The sequence below is a fragment of the Celeribacter persicus genome (assembly GCF_003050785.1).
In the GTDB taxonomy this organism is placed as follows: domain Bacteria; phylum Pseudomonadota; class Alphaproteobacteria; order Rhodobacterales; family Rhodobacteraceae; genus Celeribacter; species Celeribacter persicus.
In genome coordinates, this window is sequence record NZ_QAOH01000004.1 from 146,883 (window position 1) to 165,064 (window position 18,182).

Here is an 18,182-nt window from a genome sequence, read left to right on the forward strand (position 1 = left end):
CACTTTGAAAAATCACGCCCGCGCAATCTGCGCGGGCGTCTGTTTTTCGTCCCTTCCCCTACGTTACTCTTGCCTGAAACCTGTAGCTGACGTGAAATCGGCGCGGACCTCCCCGACACAGGCGGGAGGCCGGACCACCAGGGAAGGAGACGATGATGAAATCCGAAACGACACATATGCGCACGCGACTGGCCCCGGTCGTGGCGCTGCTTCTGGGCACCAGCGTGCTTGCCGCCTGCGAAACCACGCCGCAGGAGTACCCCGTGAGCCACGAGACCTGCGCCCCGGGCGACCCCGTGCAAACGCTCGACGCGAACGATTGCAAACTGCCCGGCATGTGACGGCTGAGCGGTCGGGGGCCCACGGGTCCCCGACGTGTTATCGCTAAACCGTCTCTTTTCCCTATGTTTGCGCCAACATGTTGGCGTTAAATGCTTTTCCAATACGGCACACCGCCGTATACCGACCTGCGACTCCCTCCTCATTTGAACATCAGCCGGAGACGCAACATGACCATCAAACTCGGGATCAACGGATTTGGCCGCATCGGGCGCTGCACCCTGGCGCATATCGCGGAGGCGGGCCTGAACGAGGTCGAGGTGGTCAAGATCAACGCCACCGGCCCGATCGAAACCAATGCGCACCTGCTGAAATACGACAGCGTCCATGGCCGTTTCGGCGGAACCGTAACCGTCGAAGGCAACACCATGGACCTCGGCAATGGCCCGATTCAGGTTATGTCTACCTACAACCCGGAAGAACTCGACTGGGAAGGTGTGGACGTGGTGCTCGAATGCACTGGCAAGTTCAACGACGGACACAAGGCCAACACCCACCTCGAACGCGGTGCGCGCAAAGTGCTGATCTCCGCACCCGCCAAGAACGTCGACCGCACCGTGGTCTTCGGCGTCAACCACCGCGACCTGCGCGAGACCGAGCGGATGATCTCGAACGGCTCCTGCACCACGAACTGCCTTGCGCCGCTCGCCAAGGTGCTGAACGACGCCATCGGCATCGAAAGCGGCATCATGACCACGATCCACAGCTACACCGGCGACCAGCCGACGCTGGACCGGCGTCACAAGGATCTTTACCGCGCCCGCGCCGCCGCCATGGCGATGATCCCGACCTCGACCGGGGCCGCCAAAGCCATTTCCGAAGTGCTGCCGGAACTCGCTGGCAAGCTCGACGGTTCCGCCATCCGCGTCCCCACACCGAATGTCTCTGCCGTCGACCTGACCTTTCAGGCGTCCAAGGATGTGACCGTTGCGGATGTGAACGAGATCGTGCGCGAAGCCGCCGAAGGTCACATGCGCGCCGTTCTCGGCTATGACCCCGAGCCGAAAGTGTCGATCGACTTCAACCACACGGTGCAATCCTCGATCTTCGCGCCCGATCAGACCAAGGTCATCGGCCGCACCGTGCGTGTGCTTGCCTGGTATGACAACGAATGGGGCTTCTCGGCACGTATGGCCGATGTCGCCACCGCCATGGGCCGGCTCTGACGCCTCCGGGCCGGCAAAGCCAGACGCCCTTCGGGACGGGGGAAGAGGAGCCCCCGTCCTGTCACATTTTTCGGCAGACACTTGAGGCGCGTAGGATATCCTGCGGGCATAATTTCGCTTTTTTTGATCTGCCCCCTTTTTTTCTTCACACCCCTGTCGCATTGTGCCCCCAAGACAGACGTTAGCGCGAGATATGACCAATCAAATTGCCCTGGGCCTCGCCATCGTGATTTTGATCGCGCTCGGCCTCGATTTCGGACTGACCGGGGGGGCTGGAACCTTGTTCCTGGCCCGAGAATGGCTTCGGCTCATTCACTGGATTGCATTCTGGCGCTGAGAGCTGTCGTGTGGCCGAAAGACGGTCGCATTCTGAATACATTCTGCAAGGGGAAAGCTCCTTGCGGATCACATGAAGGGGGACATCGTCCCTTCTCAAGCCAAAGCGTCAAGGAGGTGCTGTAATGGCCGTGAAAGTCGCAATCAACGGATTTGGTCGGATCGGGCGCAACGTACTGCGCGCCATCGTCGAGTCGGGTCGCACCGATATCGAGGTGGTGGCGATCAACGATCTGGGTCCGGTGGAAACCAACGCGCATCTGCTGCAATTCGACTCGGTCCATGGCCGGTTCCCGGTCGAGGTGAAATTCACCGAGGACACGATTGACGTGGGCCGAGGCCCGATCAAGGTAACCGCGATCCGCAACCCCGCCGATCTGCCCTGGTCCGATATCGACATCGTGATGGAATGCACCGGCATTTTCACCTCGAAAGAAAAATGTCAGGCGCATCTGGAGAACGGCTCTTCCCGCGTGCTGATTTCCGCGCCGGGCACCAATGCCGACAAGACCATCGTGTTCGGTGTGAACGACGATGTGCTGACCGCCGATGACATCGTCGTCTCGAACGCGTCCTGCACCACCAACTGCCTCTCTCCGGTGGCCAAGGTGCTCAATGACGAGATCGGCATCGTCAAGGGCTTCATGACCACGATCCACTCCTACACCGGCGACCAGCCGACGCTCGACACGATGCACAAGGACCTGTATCGCGCCCGCGCCGCCGCGCTGTCGATGATCCCGACCTCCACCGGTGCGGCGAAGGCCGTGGGCCTCGTGCTGCCGGAACTTGCGGGCAAGCTCGACGGTGTCGCGATCCGCGTGCCGACGCCGAACGTCTCCGTCGTCGACCTGACGTTCGAGGCCGCGCGCCCGACCACCGTGGAAGAGATCAACGAGAAAATCCGCGCCGCCGCCAATGGCCCGCTGAAAGGCATTCTCGGCTACACCGACCGCAAGCTCGTATCCTCGGATTTCAACCACGATCCGCACAGCTCGATCTTCCACACCGATCAGACCAAGGTCATGGAAGGCACCATGTGCCGCATCCTGACCTGGTACGACAATGAATGGGGTTTCTCCAACCGTATGGCGGACACCGCCGTTGCGATGGCGAAATTCCTCTGAGCCAGATACGTTCGCGACCGAAACGCAGTTAAAGCGTTTCTCAAAAGATTGAGACACTCACTTTTGAGAAACGTCACAACGCCGATACAGCGTCGTGCCGCTTTTCGCAAAACCTGAGTAAGGTTCAGCGAAAAACGTTTATCCCGCGCGAACGGGAAACGAACGCCCCGGAGCTTCTCCCTCCGGGGCGTTTTCATATTGTTCAGCGGCCAAGCGATGCTATGTCATCGAAAACATCCCAAGTTCAAAGCCATGCCCAGCCTGTCGACCATCCTCAGCGAATTCATCACCCTCTGGGTCGTCATCGACCCGATCGGCACCCTGCCCGTTTTCATCGCGGGCACTGCCGGCCTCTCACCACGTCTCGCACGCATGGCCGCCGCCCGCGCCGTGATGATCGCGTTTTTCATCCTGTTGGCCTTCATTCTTCTGGGACAAGCGGTTCTGGAGGCGCTGGGGCTGGGCCTTCCATCCTTCCAGATCGCGGGCGGGCTGGTGTTGTTCCTCTTTGCGCTGACGATGATCTTTGGCGATGGCAAGCCTTCGCACGAGACCGCGCAGGTCGAAAAACCCCAGAAAGACCAACAGGCGCAAGCCCGGCGCGTCGCGGTCTTCCCGCTTGCCATGCCCTCCATCGCGTCACCCGGCGCGATGCTGGCCGTAGTGATGCTTACCGACAACGACCGGTTTTCCATGGCACATCAGGCGATGACCGCCTCGATCATGGTGGTCGTGCTGGTAATCACCCTTCTGATCCTTTTGGCCGCCCAGCCGATCCTGCGCGTTCTGGGCGAAACCGGCGCGGCCATCGTGTCGCGCGTCATGGGCATGGTGCTCGCCGCCGTCGCGGTAGATGCGGTGCTCAAGGGCTTCGTGGCAATCGGGATCATTCCGCCGTTCTGATCCCGGCGCTGCGGGGATTTCCAAACGTATTGCAAAACAGTGATGCGTTTTCCGAGACACCCATGCGCAGGTTGCATATCGAGCTTGGCGAACCGGCATTGGTGTTAGCGCTAAAACGGGTGCATATCAGAGGTATCGAAACGCTTTAGCCCGAAAGGAACGGCATCATGAAAACCCTTGCTTCTCTCGCCACCGCCGCCCGCAAACGGGTCGCCTATCGCCGCACGCTCGCGGAACTCGACGGACTGTCCGCCAAGGTCAAAGCCGACCTGAACATCGACGACACCCGCGCCCGCAAACTGGCACACGACGCGGTCTACGGCTGACAAAACCGGCAACCGCCCCGAAAAGGCCCCCGGAGAGGGGCTTTTTTCATGCGCAGACGCTCTCTCAGCGGTTGAATTTTGCCAGAAGACGCTTTTCAACCTCGGGCGCCACGAATTTGGAAATCTCGCCATCGAGTCGGGCGATTTCCTTGACCAGTTTCGAAGCAATCGCCTGATGTCGGGCATCGGCCATGAGGAACACGGTCTCAATCTTGTTGTCGAGCGCGCGGTTCATCCCAACCATCTGATATTCATACTCGAAATCCGCCACGGCGCGCAGACCACGAATGATGATAGAAGCGTTCACATCGCGCGCGCATTGGATCAGAAGATTCTCGAACGGATGTACGACAATCTCGCAACCGGTGTCCGCAGCAAAACCGGCCGTGTACTCCTGAAGCATCTCGACACGCTCATCGAGGGTGAACAAAGGCCCCTTGTCGCGGTTGATCGCCACACCGATGACGAGCCGGTCGACAAGCGCACAGGCCCGCCGGATGATGTCGCCATGTCCATGGGTTACCGGGTCGAAAGTGCCGGGATACAAGCCGATACGCATGGGGTCGTCCTCCTCTACCTGAGGCGCACGCAACAATATTGCAGGTGCGAAATCAAGAGGATTGGGGCGCAAACGCCCCGTCACCCGTCATAATTTCGTTCGATCCCGGCTCTAGGGGCGTCAATGCCCCATGATCATGCCTTCGAGTGCGGTGTTCTCCATCGCAAGCTCCTCAAGCCGCGCCTTGACGACATCGCCAATCGACACGAGACCGATCATCTCATCGCCCTGCATCACCGGCATGTGACGGAACCGCCCGGTGCTCATCCGCTCCAGAACCGCCAGCGCCGTATCGTCGGCCCGGCAGCTCACCAGCTTGCGGGTCATGAAATCCGCCACCTTGTGCGTCAGCACTTCGGCCCCCGTCCGCCCGAGCTCGCGCACGATATCGCGTTCGGACAGGATGCCTTCGGGGCGTTTCGGATCGGTGGCGACGATCACCGCGCCGATCCTGCGCGCGGACAGAATCTCCGTCGCCTCCCCCACCGTCATATCCGGACGGATGGTCACGGTTTCCGCAATCGCCTTGGTCTTCAAAATTTGTCCAACGAGCATGTTTCCTCCCTTTTAATCAATCGGCTGCCGCAGGTGCAGCACTCTTTCTCTGTCTCCCTGTTCCAAGCCTCCCCCGTGGTGCGACAATCTGTCAAGTCTCGCCTTCGAGTTTCTCGACGACCTCCCGCATCTGCCGGGTGAAAATCTCGCAGAACCGGGACAATCTTTCGACCTTACGATCATCGGCGTGGCGCACCAGCCAGAAGGCGCGTTTGAGCCGCACAAGCTCCGGCAGCACCCGGCGCATGCGTGGCACATAGGGCAGGCAAAAGTCATGCACGATGCCGAGACCCAGCTCCGCGCGGATCATGTTGAGCTGGACGGAGACGGAATTCGACGTGTAATCCACGCGATTCACCCCGATTTCCTCAAGATAGTCCAGCTCCTTGTCAAAAATCAGATCGGGCACATAGCCCACCATCTTATGCCCCTTGAGATCGTCGAGGCCCGAAATCCCGGGATGCTTGCGCAGATAGGGGCGCATGCCCGCAAGCGACAGATGGTAGTCGGTGATCTTCTGCACCAACAGCCGCCCGGAGGTCGGCGCAGACACGCTCACCACAAGATCCACCTCGCGTTTCGACAGGTTGAAAAGACGCGGCTGGGCGATCACCTGCATTTCCAGGTCCGGGTGGGTGTCGGCGATTCGCGCGATCACCCGGGGCAGAACGTAGTTGGCGCAACCATCTGGCGCACCGATACGGATCACCCCCTTGAGCCCCGCATCGCCCTCCTCCGAGAGGCCCTCGGCACCACGCGCCACCGCCTGTTCCGCCGTCTCCGCGTGGGCCAGAAGCCGCGCACCATCGCGGGTCAGCTCATAGCCCTGTGGCGATTTCGCGAACAACGTCACCCCCAGCCCCTCTTCGAGCCGGGAGATCCGCCGTCCCACCGTCGCGGGGTCGATCTTGAGCTGACGCCCCGCCCCCGAAAGGCTTTCGGTCCGCGCCACCGCCAGAAACACCCGCAGATCGTCCCAGTTCATACCCAGCTCCCACACGACTTGTTTTGCAAAAACGCAAAATCTTTTTGAAATATTCTCTCTTTTGAACACATTTTCGCAAGACTAACTTTACGGCAAGTCATTTGGAGGATCCCATGGAAGAGCTGAAACACTACATCAACGGAGAATATGTCGCCGGCACCTCCGGCCGTTTCTCCGAAGTACGCAACCCCGCCACCGGCGAAGCCATCGCCAAGGTGCCGCTGGCCACCCCCGCCGAACTGAACGAGGCCGTCGCGAAAGCCGCCGAAGCACAGATCGAGTGGGCCAAGGTCAACCCGCAACGCCGCGCCCGTGTGATGATGAAATTCGGTCAATTGATCGAGGCCAACATGGACAAGCTTGCCGAGTGCCTGTCGCGCGAGCATGGCAAAACCATCCCTGACGCCAAGGGTGACATTCAGCGTGGTCTTGAAGTGGTCGAGGTCTGCATGGGGGCGCCTGCGATGCTCAAGGGCGAATTCACCGGCGATGCGGGACCGGGCATCGACCTTTACGCCATCCGCCAGCCGCTTGGCGTCGTTGCGGGCATCACACCGTTCAACTTCCCGGCGATGATCCCGCTCTGGAAAATGGGCCCGGCGCTGGTGTCCGGGAACGCCATGATCCTGAAGCCCTCCGAACGCACGCCGATGACCTCCTTGATGCTCGCCGAGCTTGCCACCGAGGCCGGTGTGCCCGCAGGCGTGTTGCAGGTGGTGCATGGCGACAAGGAGGCAGTCGACGCGATCCTCGACAACGACACCATTCAGGCCGTGGGCTTTGTCGGCTCCACCCCGATTGCGCAATATATCTACGGTCGTGCGGCCACCAACGGCAAACGGGCGCAATGTTTCGGCGGCGCGAAAAACCACATGATCATCATGCCGGACGCCGATCTCGACAAGGCCGCCGACGCGCTGGTGGGCGCGGGCTTCGGGGCTGCGGGGGAACGCTGCATGGCCGTCTCGGTCGCTGTGCCGGTCGGCAAGGAAACCGCCGACAAGCTGATCGAGAAACTCGTGCCCAAGATCGAGAAACTCAAGGTCGCGCCCTATACCGCAGGCGATGACACCGATTACGGCCCGGTCATCACCGCGCAAGCGAAAGAGCGCATCGAGAGCCTGATCTCCTCTGGCGTCGAGCAGGGGGCCACCCTTGTTACCGACGGGCGCGGGATGAAAATTCAGGGCTATGATAACGGCTATTTCGTCGGTCCGACCCTGTTCGATGACGTGACGCCCGACATGGACATCTACAAGGAAGAGATCTTCGGCCCGGTCCTGTCGCAGGTTCGCATGGAAACCTACGAAGAGGCGCTTCAGCTCATCATCGACAACGATTACGGCAACGGCACCGCGATCTACACCGCCGATGGCGACACCGCGCGGGACTTCGTCAACCGGGTGAATGTCGGCATGGTCGGCGTCAACTTCCCGATCCCGGTGCCTCTCTCCTACTACTCCTTCGGCGGCTGGAAGAAATCGGCCTTCGGCGATCTCGACCAGTACGGGCCGGACGCGTTCAAATTCTACACCAAGACGAAAAAGGTCACCTCGCGCTGGTTCTCCGGCATCAAGGACGGTGTGGCGCTGAATTTCAAAGCGATGGACTAAAGCGTTTCTGCTTAAACCTGAATCAAGGCTTGAGCAGAAACGCTGCGCAACGTTCAAGCGGAGCGGGCGTTTCGATTTTATGCGATAAATCAGGTTAAACTCGAAACGCTTTAAACTCCAGCTTTCACAAAACGAACATTCAAGCGGGTCTTTCGATGAAGACCCGCTTTTCTTTTGTCCGTTCGCAACATGCTCTGGATGCCCTGCGACAAATCGGTCGCCCACATGACGCATGTGAGTTTGTTACAGACAGGCGCAAGGCCGCGCAGTAGCCTAAGGCTAGGTTAACCAAAACTCACTGGAGAGTTTCATGCTCAAAAAGAACGTCGGCAGTCTTGACCGCATCCTGCGCATCGTGATCGGCCTTGCCCTGATCATCGGCTTTTTCGTCAACACCGAAGCTTCGCTGCGCTGGCTTTACCTGATCGGGATCATCCCGCTGGTGACCGGGCTTATGTCCAGCTGTCCGCTTTACTCGATCTTCGGGATCAACACCTGCAAGAAATGATCCTCACCCCGAATGCGCCAGCGCATCAAGCGCTTCGCGATCGGTCAGATACACCACGCCGCGGGCGGTCTTGACCCATCCGCGGCGCTGGAACTCCTGAAGCTGGCGGGAAATCACTTCCCGCGCCGTACCCAGTTCCGCCGCCAGTTGGGCATGCGTCGCCTTCAACTCCCCTGCCCCGCGCGACAAACCGAGAAGCTTCTGCGCCAGCCGGATGTCGACCTTTTGAAAAGCGATTTCCTCGATCACATGGAACAGATCGGTGATGCGGCGGGAATAGGCGGAAAACACGAAAGTGCGGAAACTCTGGGAGCGTGCCACCAGATCGTCGAACACCCGGCGCGGAATGGCAACCGCCTCCACCTCGGTCTCGGCAATGCCCTCGGCGCTGTAATCCTCATAGGCCAGAAGACAGGCGGTGGTCAGCACACAGCTTTCGCCCGCATGCACACGATAGAGCACGATCTCGCGCCCGCCCTCGGTGGTCTGTTGCACCCGCACCGTCCCGTCGAGCAGTAAAAGCAGGTTCTCCGGGCTCTTCCCCGGCCCGAAAAGCACCGTGTTTTCCGGCAGATGCACGATCTGGGATTGACTTACAAGGCGCTCGCGCACCTTCGGTTCCAATGTCGCCAGACCGGAAAATCGGTCGATCCAATCCATCTCGGCACCCCTTTCACGGTTCAAGGGGTTTATTTAAAAGCTCGTGGCCTCTTCCACAATCTCTGTCAGCAAATCTTCGACCGCCTGCATCGGACCTTCGGGGTAATCGCGGAAACCGATGGTGACCTTACCCGCCTGATCGGCCACGAAAATTGAATAGGGACAATGCACGATGTTCATCGGATCGGCCTCCATCACCTCGCGCGACACGGTGGCCGAGCAGAACAGGAACACATCCGCCGCCTCGAACAGCTTCACGTCGGAGCCGACGTCCGCGCGGGTGCGCTCAAGCATGTCGCCGGTGTGACTGCGGTAGTCGATCACCAGCCCTTTCGAGATGATCGCATCTTCGACGGCGAAGGCCGCATCCTCGAATGTGCCGTCATAATCGAAAGTGATCGCCTGATCATTGGCCAGAACCGGACTGACCAGAAGCGGGCCGGTCGCAAGCGCCAAAAGCGCCATCAATGCTTTGGTGTTCATGAGAAATCCTCCCTTTTCTCGAATGATACCATGGAAAAAAGGCGACACCCAGATTCAACGTCCGGATGCCGCCCCCCTGTTCGCACAGGATATCTTACTGGGACGCGGATTTGAGATATTCGATCACTGCGGCGATCTCCTCATCCTTTTTCAACCCGGCAAAGCTCATCTTGGTCTTCGGGAACATGGCTTTCGGCTTGTGCAGATATTCCGTCAGATTTTCGATGGTCCAGATGAAACCCTCGTCATGGGCAGCCGTGAAATCCTTGGAATATTTGAAATCCCCGACATGAGCGATGGTGGCACCGATCACGCCATTGAGCACCGGACCGGTCCTGTTCTTGGCGCCCTCGCCCACCTGGTGACAGGCCGCGCATTTCTTGAACACTTTCTCACCCTGAGCGGCCAGTTCCGGGTCGACCGACATGGCCGCCACGACCGGCGCCTCTTCCGCCGGAGCTTCGACCGGCTCTTGTGCAGCCTCTTCGACGGCCGGGGTGTCCACAGGTTCCTCGACAGCTTCTTCGACAACGACAGCCGCCTCGGTCACGGTTTCCGTGCCCTCTTCCTCCGGCGTCACATCGAGTACGGTCGCCCGTCTGGTGATCTCCACCGTATCCTTGCAGTTCTCGTAACAGGCGTTTTCCTCGGTGAAGATCGTGTATTCCGTTTCCGGTCGATCATCGACGATGAATCCCCCGGCATTCGGCATCTCGACTTCGAGGAAATTCTCGTTCGACAGCACGAAATCGTCGTCCACGAGGTAATTAGAATAGAGCAGATAGGCGGTAATCGCATAGACATCGTCATCCGACATGGTCTGCGCAGCCCCAAAAGGCATGGAGCGACGGACATAGTCATAGACGGTCGAGAGATACGGCCAATAAGAGCCGATGGTTTTCAGCGGATCCTTGTCCGCCAGCGTGCCATCGCCGCCCGCCAGTTTCGGCCAGTTGTCCACACCTTCCGCGAACTCGCCATGACAGACGGCGCAGTTCTCGGAAAAGATCATCTCGCCATCCTCGACCGACCCGGAGCCCACGGGCAAGCCTTCGCCATTGGGAGAAATATCGTGGTTCCAGGCCGCGATTTCTTCCGGCAGGGCGGCCCGGCCAAGGCCGAGTTTCTCCGCGAAAGCCGGCATCGCAAGGGTCGCGACAAGGGCGGTGGTGATGGTCAGTTTAGGAAGAAACTTCGACATTTTCCGCCTCCCCGTTCGCTTTGACATGCCAGGTCTGAATGCAGTTGTTGTGATACACGGAGTTCTCGCCGCGCACCTCTCTGAGCTGTGCCTTGGTCGGCTGAACATAGCCCGTTTCGTCATGGGCACGCGATTGCAGCAGCATCTCCTCACCATTCCATGTTGTGTCGAGATAGAAGCGCGTGAGCGCCATCGACTGGCCCTCATTTGCGAGACGCGCTTTCTGCCAGGTCTTGCCTCCGTCGATGGACACATCGACGCCGGTGATCGCACCACGACCGGACCAAGCCAACCCGGTGATCACCAGCGGGCCTTTGCCATGCTTGATCGGGGATTGCGGGCTGGGTGAGGTCACCACGGATTTCGCATCCATGACCCAGGTCCATTTGCGCGAGGTGCCATCCGCCAGCGTATCGGTGTATTTCGAGGTTTCCTCACGCGATTCAATGGCTTGCGCGGTCACTTCGATGCGGCGTAGCCATTTCACCCACATGTTGCCTTCCCAACCCGGCACCACGAGGCGCACCGGATAGCCATGCTCCATGCGCAGTGCTTCGCCATTGGCCTTAAAGGCAATCATGCAGTCGTCGAGCGCCTTTTCCATCGGAATGGAGCGTCCGTTCGAGGAGGCATCCGCCCCTTCGACATAAACCCATTTGTCCGACAGATCGCCCGCAGCCCCGAGCCCCGCTTCTTCGAGAAGCGTGCGCAGCGTGACGCCGGTGTATTCCATGTTGTGAATCATGCCATGGGTGAATTGTGCGCCGTTCAATTGCGCCCCCGCCCATTCCATCCCGGTGTTGGCCGCGCATTCGAGGAAGAAAGTGCGGTTCACCCGCGGGAAGCGTTCGAGATCCTCGTAGGTGAACACAAGCGGCTGGTCCACCAGACCGTTGATCATCAGGCGGTAATCTTCTTTCTTCAGCTCGATCGCGCCGGAGTGGTGACGCTCGAAAGCGCACCCCTGCGGCGTGATCGTTCCATCAAGCGCATGGATCGGCGTGAAGTTGATCGAGGAAATCGGGTCCGCCGTCAGCCACGGCACGTTGCGGCGAATGACATCGCCCTCATATTTGATCGGCAGGCCGTAGGGCGTCTCATCGACACCCGCTCCAGTGTAGATGGCCCACTCCTGTTTCTCGGTGATCAGCGGATCGGACCCTTCGGCGGCGGCTTTGCTCGCGGCCAGTCCGACCCCGGTGGCCGCCGCGCCGCGCAGGAACGCGCGCCGGCTCGCCCCACGGTTCTGGCCGTTTTGGGTATCACTCATCTCTCGTGTCTCCCTCATGATTGTGCGTTGCGGGCCGCTTTCGGCCCCTGTTCGAGTTTCAGGCACCCACCACCTTGACGGAGGTGTTCGGTTCGACATGAACCACGCCTTGTTTGCGGATATGGCTTTCCACCACGTCCCAGATCTGCGGCCCTTCGGTGCCCTCGTTGACGGAGGCCCAGCCCGCGACAACGTAGTTTTTCGCCGGATCCAGTTGCTCACCGGTTTTCAGAAGCGTCAGCTCCGAAATCCGCTCGCCCTGCGGCTTGGTGATGTCGATGCGGTAGCCAAGGCCCCCCATGCGCACCATGTCGCCGCCCTGCTGGTAATAGGGATCGGGGTTGAAGATGTTGTCGGCCACGTCTTCCATGATCGTATGGATGAACTCGCCGGTCATCTCGGAGCGGTAGGCCTTGCCATAGGTCATGGAAGTGGCGTTCCAGATGTCCTCGCGGGTAATCTTGTCGCCCGGAAGCAGCGACGGCCCCCAACGCACGCCCGGCGACATGGCGATATCGGCTTCACGCTCACTCAGAAGCGCGTCACAGATTAGATCGTCCCAGGTGCCGTTGAAATTGCCGCGACGGTAGAGCACGCTATCGGTCTCGCCGATCACCTCGGACATTGCGTCTTCATAGGGCGCTCGTTGTTCGTCGATCAGCGTGGAGACCGCTTTGTCCGGCTCGATCACGTCGGAGAAGATCGGGATGAGTTTATGACGGAAGCCCATCATGCGCCCGTCGCGCACATCCAGATCAACGCGGGAGATGAATTTGCCGTTCGATCCCGACGCGATGATGATCGTCTCACCGACCAGAACCGGCTCCGGCAGCGCGTCATGGGTGTGCCCGGAGAGCACGACGTCGATACCCTTCACGAGGCTCGCCATTTTCTTGTCCACGTCGAACCCGTTGTGCGACAGCAGCACGACAAGCTCCGCACCCATGCCGCGAACCTCGTCCACCACTTCCTGCATCCGCTCGGTGCGAATGCCAAAGGAGTATTCCGGGAACATCCAGCCGGGGTTGGCGATGGGCATATAGGGGAAGGCCTGACCGATGACGGCGATCTTCACGCCGCCACGTTCGAAGAATTTGTAAGGCTCGAAATCCTCCGCCGGTTCGTCCCATTCCGCGTCGAAGATGTTGGCGCCCAGCGCCGCAAAGGGCAGATCGGCCACCACTTCGCGCACGCGTTCGGAGCCCAGCGTAAACTCCCAGTGGAAGGTCATCGCATCGGGTTTGAGCGCGTTCATCACGTTGACCATATCCTGCCCCTCGGTGTGGTAGCAGGTGTAGGAGCCATGCCATGTGTCGCCGCCATCGAGCAAAAGCGCATCGGGACGCGCGGCGCGGATCGAGTTGATCACGGTCGCCACACGGTCGAGGCCGCCGACCTTGCCATAGGCTTTGCCCAAAGCGGAAAAATCGTTATAGGTCAGCGCATAGGCCGAGGGCGAATTGTCCTCGATGCCGTAAAGCTTGCGGAAATCCGCGCCTGTGACATGCGGCACCGAGCCCTTGTTCTCGCCCACGCCGAGGTTGATCTCCGGCTCGCGGAAATAGATCGGTTTGAGTTGGGCGTGAATGTCGGTGACATGGATCAGGGAGACGTTGCCGAAGGTGTCGAACTCCAGAAGCTGATCCTGCGTCAGGCTTTGCTGGGCCGCAAGGCGCGCCCAGTTGCCGAACCCGGACGCCCCGTAAAGGGCGGAAGCGGCCATGGAGACCTGAAGGAAGTCACGACGTGAAATCATGTGTGTCGCTCCGTAGATGTCGCACAAAACCGCTCAGGAATTATGCGTAAATTTGAATATATCGAGAGGGAGAAAGCCCCGCACGGACCCTGCCGGCGGGGCTTCAAAGATCAGTTGCGGACGGACGGCCCTTCGACGGACAGGCCGTTGCCACGGGACGCCACATAAAGCTCCAGCGCCACGAACTCCGGCGAGCCCGGAGAGAAGGTCTCCCCCCGCGTGTCGCGAATACAGCCCTTGAAGCGGCCATGCGCCCCATTGAGCTGCGCGTTTTTCAGGCGATAGGTCGGGAAGCCGTTGATCTGACCCTGCGACAGGTGGTCGGCACGGATCATATTGCCGTAATTCTGCTCATGGCAGTTGGCACAGGACAGATCGAGCTGACCGAAGCGGGTGTAATACATCTCCTTACCCTGCTCCCAAGTCGACTGGGCCGGACCGTCGATGGCCACATTCACCGGCATACCGCGCGACACGGAGGCCAAGGCCGCCTCGAAGTTCAGCATGGTCTTGCTATCGTATTTCTGCTTCTCCGCGCCCATCCGTTCGGTCAGACAGTCGTTGATCTGCATCTGGATGGTGTAGACCGCTTCCTTGTCGTCGTTCCATTTCGGATAGGTCGGGCGCACATTGGCGAGGCTCTCCACCCCGTCATGACAATCCATGCAGGATTTGCCCTCGGAGCCCATCACGGTTTCAAACTGCTCGAACCCTGCCTCGGCGCCCAGCATGCCGGGGTTGTCGAAATCGTCCATCTCCATCGCCTGGGTTTCGTCGGAGCGGAAGCGCCAACCGGACAATATCTCGTCAAGATGTCCTTCCAGATGCGCCGGTGCCGTCGTCTTGGTGACAATCTCGATCTCGCCGTTGATCACCAGTTCCGCATCCTCATCGGCAAAGGCCGGGGCCGCGAGCACCAGAGCGGTCAGAGCCGCCACAGTGCGAACGGTGCAAACGGTGCGAAGCGTGTTCTTCATTTTCATGCGTTTCTCTCCTCCCTGGGGTTGGCAGGCGCCCCCAAAGGGACGCCCGCGACCTTGGTCAGGCGATTTCGATCGCCTTTGCGTCCTCGTAGACGGAGCCGTCGTCGTCATACCAGGTGAATTTGAACTCACCGGCCTCGGGCACGGTGGCTTCGAATTCGATATAAGGGTTGGTCGAGATCGACGGTTCCAGCGTCACGTCAATCACGGACTGGCCATTGAACTCACAGGTGAAGCGGTTGATGATCGACCGCGGGATCACGTTGCCGTCGCTGTCCTTGCGCTGGCCCGACTCCATCGGGTGCGAGATCAGCGTCTTGATGGCGATGACTTCACCGGCAGATGCGGATTTGGGGACTTTAACGCGGGGTTTGACACCAGATGCCATGGGTTTTCTCCTGAAAAATGTCTTCGCTTAGCCGCCGCAGCCGCCAATGGTGACCTTCACGGTCGCAGAGGTCTTGACGAAAGAACCGTCCGCCATTTTCGCAATCGCAACCACGTCCTGCGTGCCGGCGAGACGGATACGGGTGGAGGCCATTTGCGAGCCGGCGAGCGGGCCGAAGGTAAAGGCCGCCACTTCCGGGGTCGGGTTGCCGGTGGCGAAAACCGCGATGGTTTCCGCGCCCGGCGCGTCGACGGTGATCGGAACGGTGTTGCCGTTCTCGGCGATTTCCGGGGCGGTCAGGGTGATGCCACCCTCGCCAGCTTCGGCGCCCCCGGTGAAAGCGGCGATGGCGTCATCGGCTGCCGCCACGGCGCGGAAGGGCAGCAGGGCCGCTGCCGTCGCGCCGAGGCCGAGAGCCATTGCGTCACGTCGTGTGAGATTCATGGTTTGCTCCTCGTTAGAGATTGGAAAAGCTTTCGGACGATCACTCGTCTTTCAGCGTCATGAGATAGGCGACCACATCCTCGACCTGCTCGGCCGAAAGAATCGGCGGCAGATCGGCAGGCGCGGCCTTGCCGGTGTAGGCGTCACCCGGACGGTTGAAGCCATCGACCTTGTAGAAGGCCGGCATCACCGTCCCTTCGAAAGTCTTCTTCGGGTTGATCACCAGACCGCGCAGTTCGGCTTCGGTCCAGCGGGAACCCGCGCCGTCAAGCCAGGGACCGACCTCGCCGTGGAACGGCACGTCGGCATAGGCCTCCGCCGCATGGCAGGAAACGCAGTTGCCCAAGGACTTTTCCGTCATGATCTTGCGACCTTCATCCGCGTTTCCGGAAGAACCGGTCAGCGAGGTTTCGACTGCGCCGTAATCGTCAAACTGGACGTCACCGGGTGCGATCTCCGCCAGTGCACCCAACGGGGCCGCAACGGCACCGAGCGTAAGCGCGGCGAGGCTGATTGCGATGCGTTTCATGTCTCCTCCCTAAAGACTGTGCTTCGTATTCCGCATATCTGCGTTGTTCGTTCTGCATACCGTAGCGTGCCAATTTGTCGCAACGCAAGCAACAAATTCAAAAAAGTGAATTTTGCTGCATGTGCATCCGCAAACCGGAACCGAAACGCCCTAAGGCGTATCAGTCACTTACCTTTAGCTTGCCCTGCTCCTGCTGCAGAACCACTTGACGCGCATGGTATTTCTGAAAAGGCTCGTCGCCCTCGTAGCCGTGATCGAGCACCCATTGCATCATGTTATAGGTGGTCAGTTTGCCGAAGGCACCGGGCACGGTAGAGACCGCTGCGTCCTTGGCGGAGACACCCTCCGCCACCTCTTCGGGAAAATACAGATTCGTCGGCGTGAAGAGAACACCCCACTTCTGCACCATGTCCTTTTCCGGCAATGTTTCGCCATCGAAGTCGGTCACCTCGACATCGCCGAACATGTTGATCTGGATGACGAAGAAATTGTCCTCGATCATCCGGGTGATCTCCGGGTCCGGGTAAACCTCTTCGTGCATTTTCTTGCAGTAGATACAGCCGCGCTGCTCCACCATCACCACAAGCCGTTTGCCCTCGGCATTGGCCTCGGCAAGGTCCTCGCGCAGGTCCTTGAAAGTGTCGCGTTGCCACGGCGTCTTGTGCAGCCCGTCATCGCCCATTTCCACCGCCAAAGCGGGAAAAGCGGCGGCGGCAAGCGTCAGCGAAAGAAGGGTACGTCGTGCGATCTTGAACATGGTTTAGAGGCTCCCGTTGGATCCGATCTTGGAGAAAGAGGGAAAGGTTTCGATCATCCAGGCAGCGATCACGTTCACCGAATTGGTGACGATCAGCACCGCGAAGAGAATCAGGAACACTCCCATCAGCTTTTCCACCTTCGGCAGGTGGCGGCGGAATTTGGCGGCGAATTTCAGGAAGGGCTTGATGAAGAAGGCGGCCACCACGAAGGGCGCGGTCATGCCGATGCCGAAGACCACCATCATCATCAGACCGCGCAGGGCGGTGGCCTCGTTTGAGGCGAGCATCACCACACCCACCAGCACGCCGCCGACACATGGCGTCCACCCGGCGGCGAAAGCGAGGCCCACGAGATAGGAAGACCAGACATTCATGTTGGCCGTGTCCCCCGCCTGCATCTGGAACTGGCGGTTGAGAAAACCGATGCGGATCACGCCAAGGAAATGCAGCCCAAGGATGAACACCAGCGCGGCCGAGCCGATGCGAAACCAGTCCTGATGACTGCGAAACGCCTGACTGAGCGAAAACGCCGCTGCCCCGAGCAGGACGAAGACCGTGATAATCCCGAGAGAGAACATCACCGAAGAAATCACCGCGCGTTTGCGCGCCCCCGGTGCCAGTTCGCCCTCGGCATTGATCTCCGCCATCGAGGTTCCGGCCATGTAGGACAGGTAGAATGGCACGATGGGCAGGATGCAGGGTGAGAAAAACACCACAAGCCCGCCCAGAAGGGCCGATAAAAACGTCACGTCGAGCATATAATCCTCCCAATGCGAATGCCGGCTGAACCGGACGAGGCTCCTCAACCCCGCATCGCGGTTGATCCGCGACTTGTGTCATTCACATATTCAAATTAGGTTGAATATGTCGCACCCGTCAATCGGTATACATATGTTGACAAGAATTTTGGCATCCGCCGCCCTTTCTCTCGGACTGATTCTTCCCACCGCCGCCATGGAACTGGTGATGGTGGAGCAGGATGGCTGCGCCTATTGCGCGCGCTGGAACGCGGAAATCGCACCGATTTATCCGAAGACGCCCGAGGGCGACTATGCGCCCCTGCGTCGCGTGGACCTGCGCGCACCGCGCCCCGAAAATCTCGACTTCAAGGGGCCGGTAATCTTTACACCGACCTTCATTCTGGTCGACGAAGGCGTCGAGCAGGGCCGAATCGAGGGCTACGCGGGCGACGAAATCTTCTGGACCATGCTCACGATGCTGCTGCGCGATCACTCCGATTTCGCGCCGCCGGAAACACAACCGGAGGTGGAGGGGAGCCGCACCGGAAACTGA

Annotated in this window: 23 protein-coding genes; 9 read left to right on the plus strand and 14 right to left on the minus strand. The window is 59.8% G+C overall.

The window, feature by feature from the left end:
• Positions 1-152 precede the first annotated feature (152 nt).
• The 6 genes from C8N42_RS07025 (at position 153) to C8N42_RS21575 (ending at position 4,197) form a co-directional block, all read left to right on the plus strand.
• Positions 153-341, plus strand: a complete 189-nt coding sequence (locus C8N42_RS07025; RefSeq protein WP_146168248.1) for a hypothetical protein — start codon at positions 153-155, stop codon at positions 339-341.
• 168 nt (positions 342-509) lie between these two features.
• Positions 510-1,505, plus strand: coding sequence for a type I glyceraldehyde-3-phosphate dehydrogenase (gene gap, locus C8N42_RS07030; RefSeq protein ID WP_107815836.1), 996 nt, complete (start codon positions 510-512; stop codon positions 1,503-1,505).
• Positions 1,506-1,698: 193 nt separating this feature from the next.
• Positions 1,699-1,842: a hypothetical protein gene (locus C8N42_RS21570; RefSeq protein WP_170109236.1), complete on the plus strand. Its 144-nt coding sequence runs from the start codon at positions 1,699-1,701 to the stop codon at positions 1,840-1,842.
• 124 nt (positions 1,843-1,966) lie between these two features.
• Positions 1,967-2,968 (plus strand): type I glyceraldehyde-3-phosphate dehydrogenase, encoded by a 1,002-nt coding sequence (gap, locus tag C8N42_RS07035; RefSeq protein WP_107815837.1) that lies wholly within the window; start codon positions 1,967-1,969, stop codon positions 2,966-2,968.
• Between the two features lie 252 nt (positions 2,969-3,220).
• The gene (locus C8N42_RS07040) at positions 3,221-3,871 is read left to right on the plus strand and encodes a MarC family protein (protein ID WP_107815838.1); all 651 of its coding nucleotides are present in this window, start codon (positions 3,221-3,223) and stop codon (positions 3,869-3,871) included.
• A gap of 167 nt (positions 3,872-4,038) precedes the next feature.
• A complete protein-coding gene (locus tag C8N42_RS21575) occupies positions 4,039-4,197 on the plus strand; it encodes a hypothetical protein (RefSeq protein WP_170109237.1) in 159 nt (52 codons plus the stop codon).
• A 64-nt stretch (positions 4,198-4,261) separates the two neighbouring features.
• Here C8N42_RS21575 and coaD read toward each other — a convergent pair whose 3' ends face one another.
• The 3 genes from coaD to C8N42_RS07055 form a co-directional block, all read right to left on the minus strand.
• Positions 4,262-4,756: a pantetheine-phosphate adenylyltransferase gene (coaD, locus tag C8N42_RS07045; RefSeq protein WP_107815839.1), complete on the minus strand. Its 495-nt coding sequence runs from the start codon at positions 4,754-4,756 to the stop codon at positions 4,262-4,264.
• A gap of 120 nt (positions 4,757-4,876) precedes the next feature.
• Positions 4,877-5,311, minus strand: a complete 435-nt coding sequence (locus tag C8N42_RS07050; protein ID WP_107815840.1) for a CBS domain-containing protein — start codon at positions 5,309-5,311, stop codon at positions 4,877-4,879.
• A 91-nt stretch (positions 5,312-5,402) separates the two neighbouring features.
• Positions 5,403-6,296: a LysR family transcriptional regulator gene (locus C8N42_RS07055; protein WP_107816014.1), complete on the minus strand. Its 894-nt coding sequence runs from the start codon at positions 6,294-6,296 to the stop codon at positions 5,403-5,405.
• A 113-nt stretch (positions 6,297-6,409) separates the two neighbouring features.
• Here C8N42_RS07055 and C8N42_RS07060 point away from each other — a divergent pair, with 113 nt between their 5' ends.
• Both C8N42_RS07060 and C8N42_RS07065 read left to right on the plus strand, forming a co-directional pair.
• Positions 6,410-7,909 (plus strand): CoA-acylating methylmalonate-semialdehyde dehydrogenase, encoded by a 1,500-nt coding sequence (locus C8N42_RS07060; protein ID WP_107815841.1) that lies wholly within the window; start codon positions 6,410-6,412, stop codon positions 7,907-7,909.
• A gap of 310 nt (positions 7,910-8,219) precedes the next feature.
• A complete protein-coding gene (locus tag C8N42_RS07065; RefSeq protein ID WP_107815842.1) occupies positions 8,220-8,417 on the plus strand; it encodes a YgaP family membrane protein in 198 nt (65 codons plus the stop codon).
• A 3-nt stretch (positions 8,418-8,420) separates the two neighbouring features.
• Here C8N42_RS07065 and C8N42_RS07070 read toward each other — a convergent pair whose 3' ends face one another.
• The 11 genes from C8N42_RS07070 to C8N42_RS07120 all read right to left on the minus strand — a co-directional run bounded on the left by C8N42_RS07070 (position 8,421) and on the right by C8N42_RS07120 (position 17,647).
• Positions 8,421-9,077: a Crp/Fnr family transcriptional regulator gene (locus C8N42_RS07070; protein WP_107815843.1), complete on the minus strand. Its 657-nt coding sequence runs from the start codon at positions 9,075-9,077 to the stop codon at positions 8,421-8,423.
• Positions 9,078-9,110: 33 nt separating this feature from the next.
• Entirely contained in the window at positions 9,111-9,542 is a 432-nt protein-coding gene (locus tag C8N42_RS07075; protein ID WP_107816015.1) for a DUF302 domain-containing protein, read from the minus strand.
• 112 nt (positions 9,543-9,654) lie between these two features.
• Positions 9,655-10,761, minus strand: a complete 1,107-nt coding sequence (locus C8N42_RS07080; protein WP_107815844.1) for a c-type cytochrome — start codon at positions 10,759-10,761, stop codon at positions 9,655-9,657.
• Entirely contained in the window at positions 10,742-12,031 is a 1,290-nt protein-coding gene (soxC, locus tag C8N42_RS07085; protein WP_107815845.1) for a sulfite dehydrogenase, read from the minus strand. The genes C8N42_RS07080 and soxC overlap by 20 nt, the downstream gene beginning before the upstream one ends.
• Before the next feature lie 58 nt (positions 12,032-12,089).
• The gene (soxB, locus tag C8N42_RS07090) at positions 12,090-13,787 is read right to left on the minus strand and encodes a thiosulfohydrolase SoxB (RefSeq protein WP_107815846.1); all 1,698 of its coding nucleotides are present in this window, start codon (positions 13,785-13,787) and stop codon (positions 12,090-12,092) included.
• A 110-nt stretch (positions 13,788-13,897) separates the two neighbouring features.
• A complete protein-coding gene (gene soxA, locus C8N42_RS07095; protein ID WP_425430517.1) occupies positions 13,898-14,764 on the minus strand; it encodes a sulfur oxidation c-type cytochrome SoxA in 867 nt (288 codons plus the stop codon).
• 64 nt (positions 14,765-14,828) lie between these two features.
• Positions 14,829-15,158 carry a thiosulfate oxidation carrier complex protein SoxZ gene (gene soxZ, locus C8N42_RS07100; RefSeq protein WP_107815848.1) on the minus strand — a complete coding sequence of 110 codons (330 nt, stop codon included), beginning with the start codon at positions 15,156-15,158 and terminating at the stop codon, positions 14,829-14,831.
• A 27-nt stretch (positions 15,159-15,185) separates the two neighbouring features.
• The gene (gene soxY / locus C8N42_RS07105) at positions 15,186-15,602 is read right to left on the minus strand and encodes a thiosulfate oxidation carrier protein SoxY (protein ID WP_107815849.1); all 417 of its coding nucleotides are present in this window, start codon (positions 15,600-15,602) and stop codon (positions 15,186-15,188) included.
• A 40-nt stretch (positions 15,603-15,642) separates the two neighbouring features.
• Positions 15,643-16,131: a sulfur oxidation c-type cytochrome SoxX gene (gene soxX, locus C8N42_RS07110; protein ID WP_107815850.1), complete on the minus strand. Its 489-nt coding sequence runs from the start codon at positions 16,129-16,131 to the stop codon at positions 15,643-15,645.
• A 160-nt stretch (positions 16,132-16,291) separates the two neighbouring features.
• A complete protein-coding gene (locus C8N42_RS07115) occupies positions 16,292-16,888 on the minus strand; it encodes a thioredoxin family protein (RefSeq protein WP_107815851.1) in 597 nt (198 codons plus the stop codon).
• A 3-nt stretch (positions 16,889-16,891) separates the two neighbouring features.
• Positions 16,892-17,647 carry a cytochrome c biogenesis CcdA family protein gene (locus tag C8N42_RS07120; protein ID WP_107815852.1) on the minus strand — a complete coding sequence of 252 codons (756 nt, stop codon included), beginning with the start codon at positions 17,645-17,647 and terminating at the stop codon, positions 16,892-16,894.
• 133 nt (positions 17,648-17,780) lie between these two features.
• Between C8N42_RS07120 and C8N42_RS07125 the strand changes: the two genes are divergently transcribed.
• The gene (locus tag C8N42_RS07125) at positions 17,781-18,182 is read left to right on the plus strand and encodes a thioredoxin family protein (protein ID WP_211309153.1); all 402 of its coding nucleotides are present in this window, start codon (positions 17,781-17,783) and stop codon (positions 18,180-18,182) included.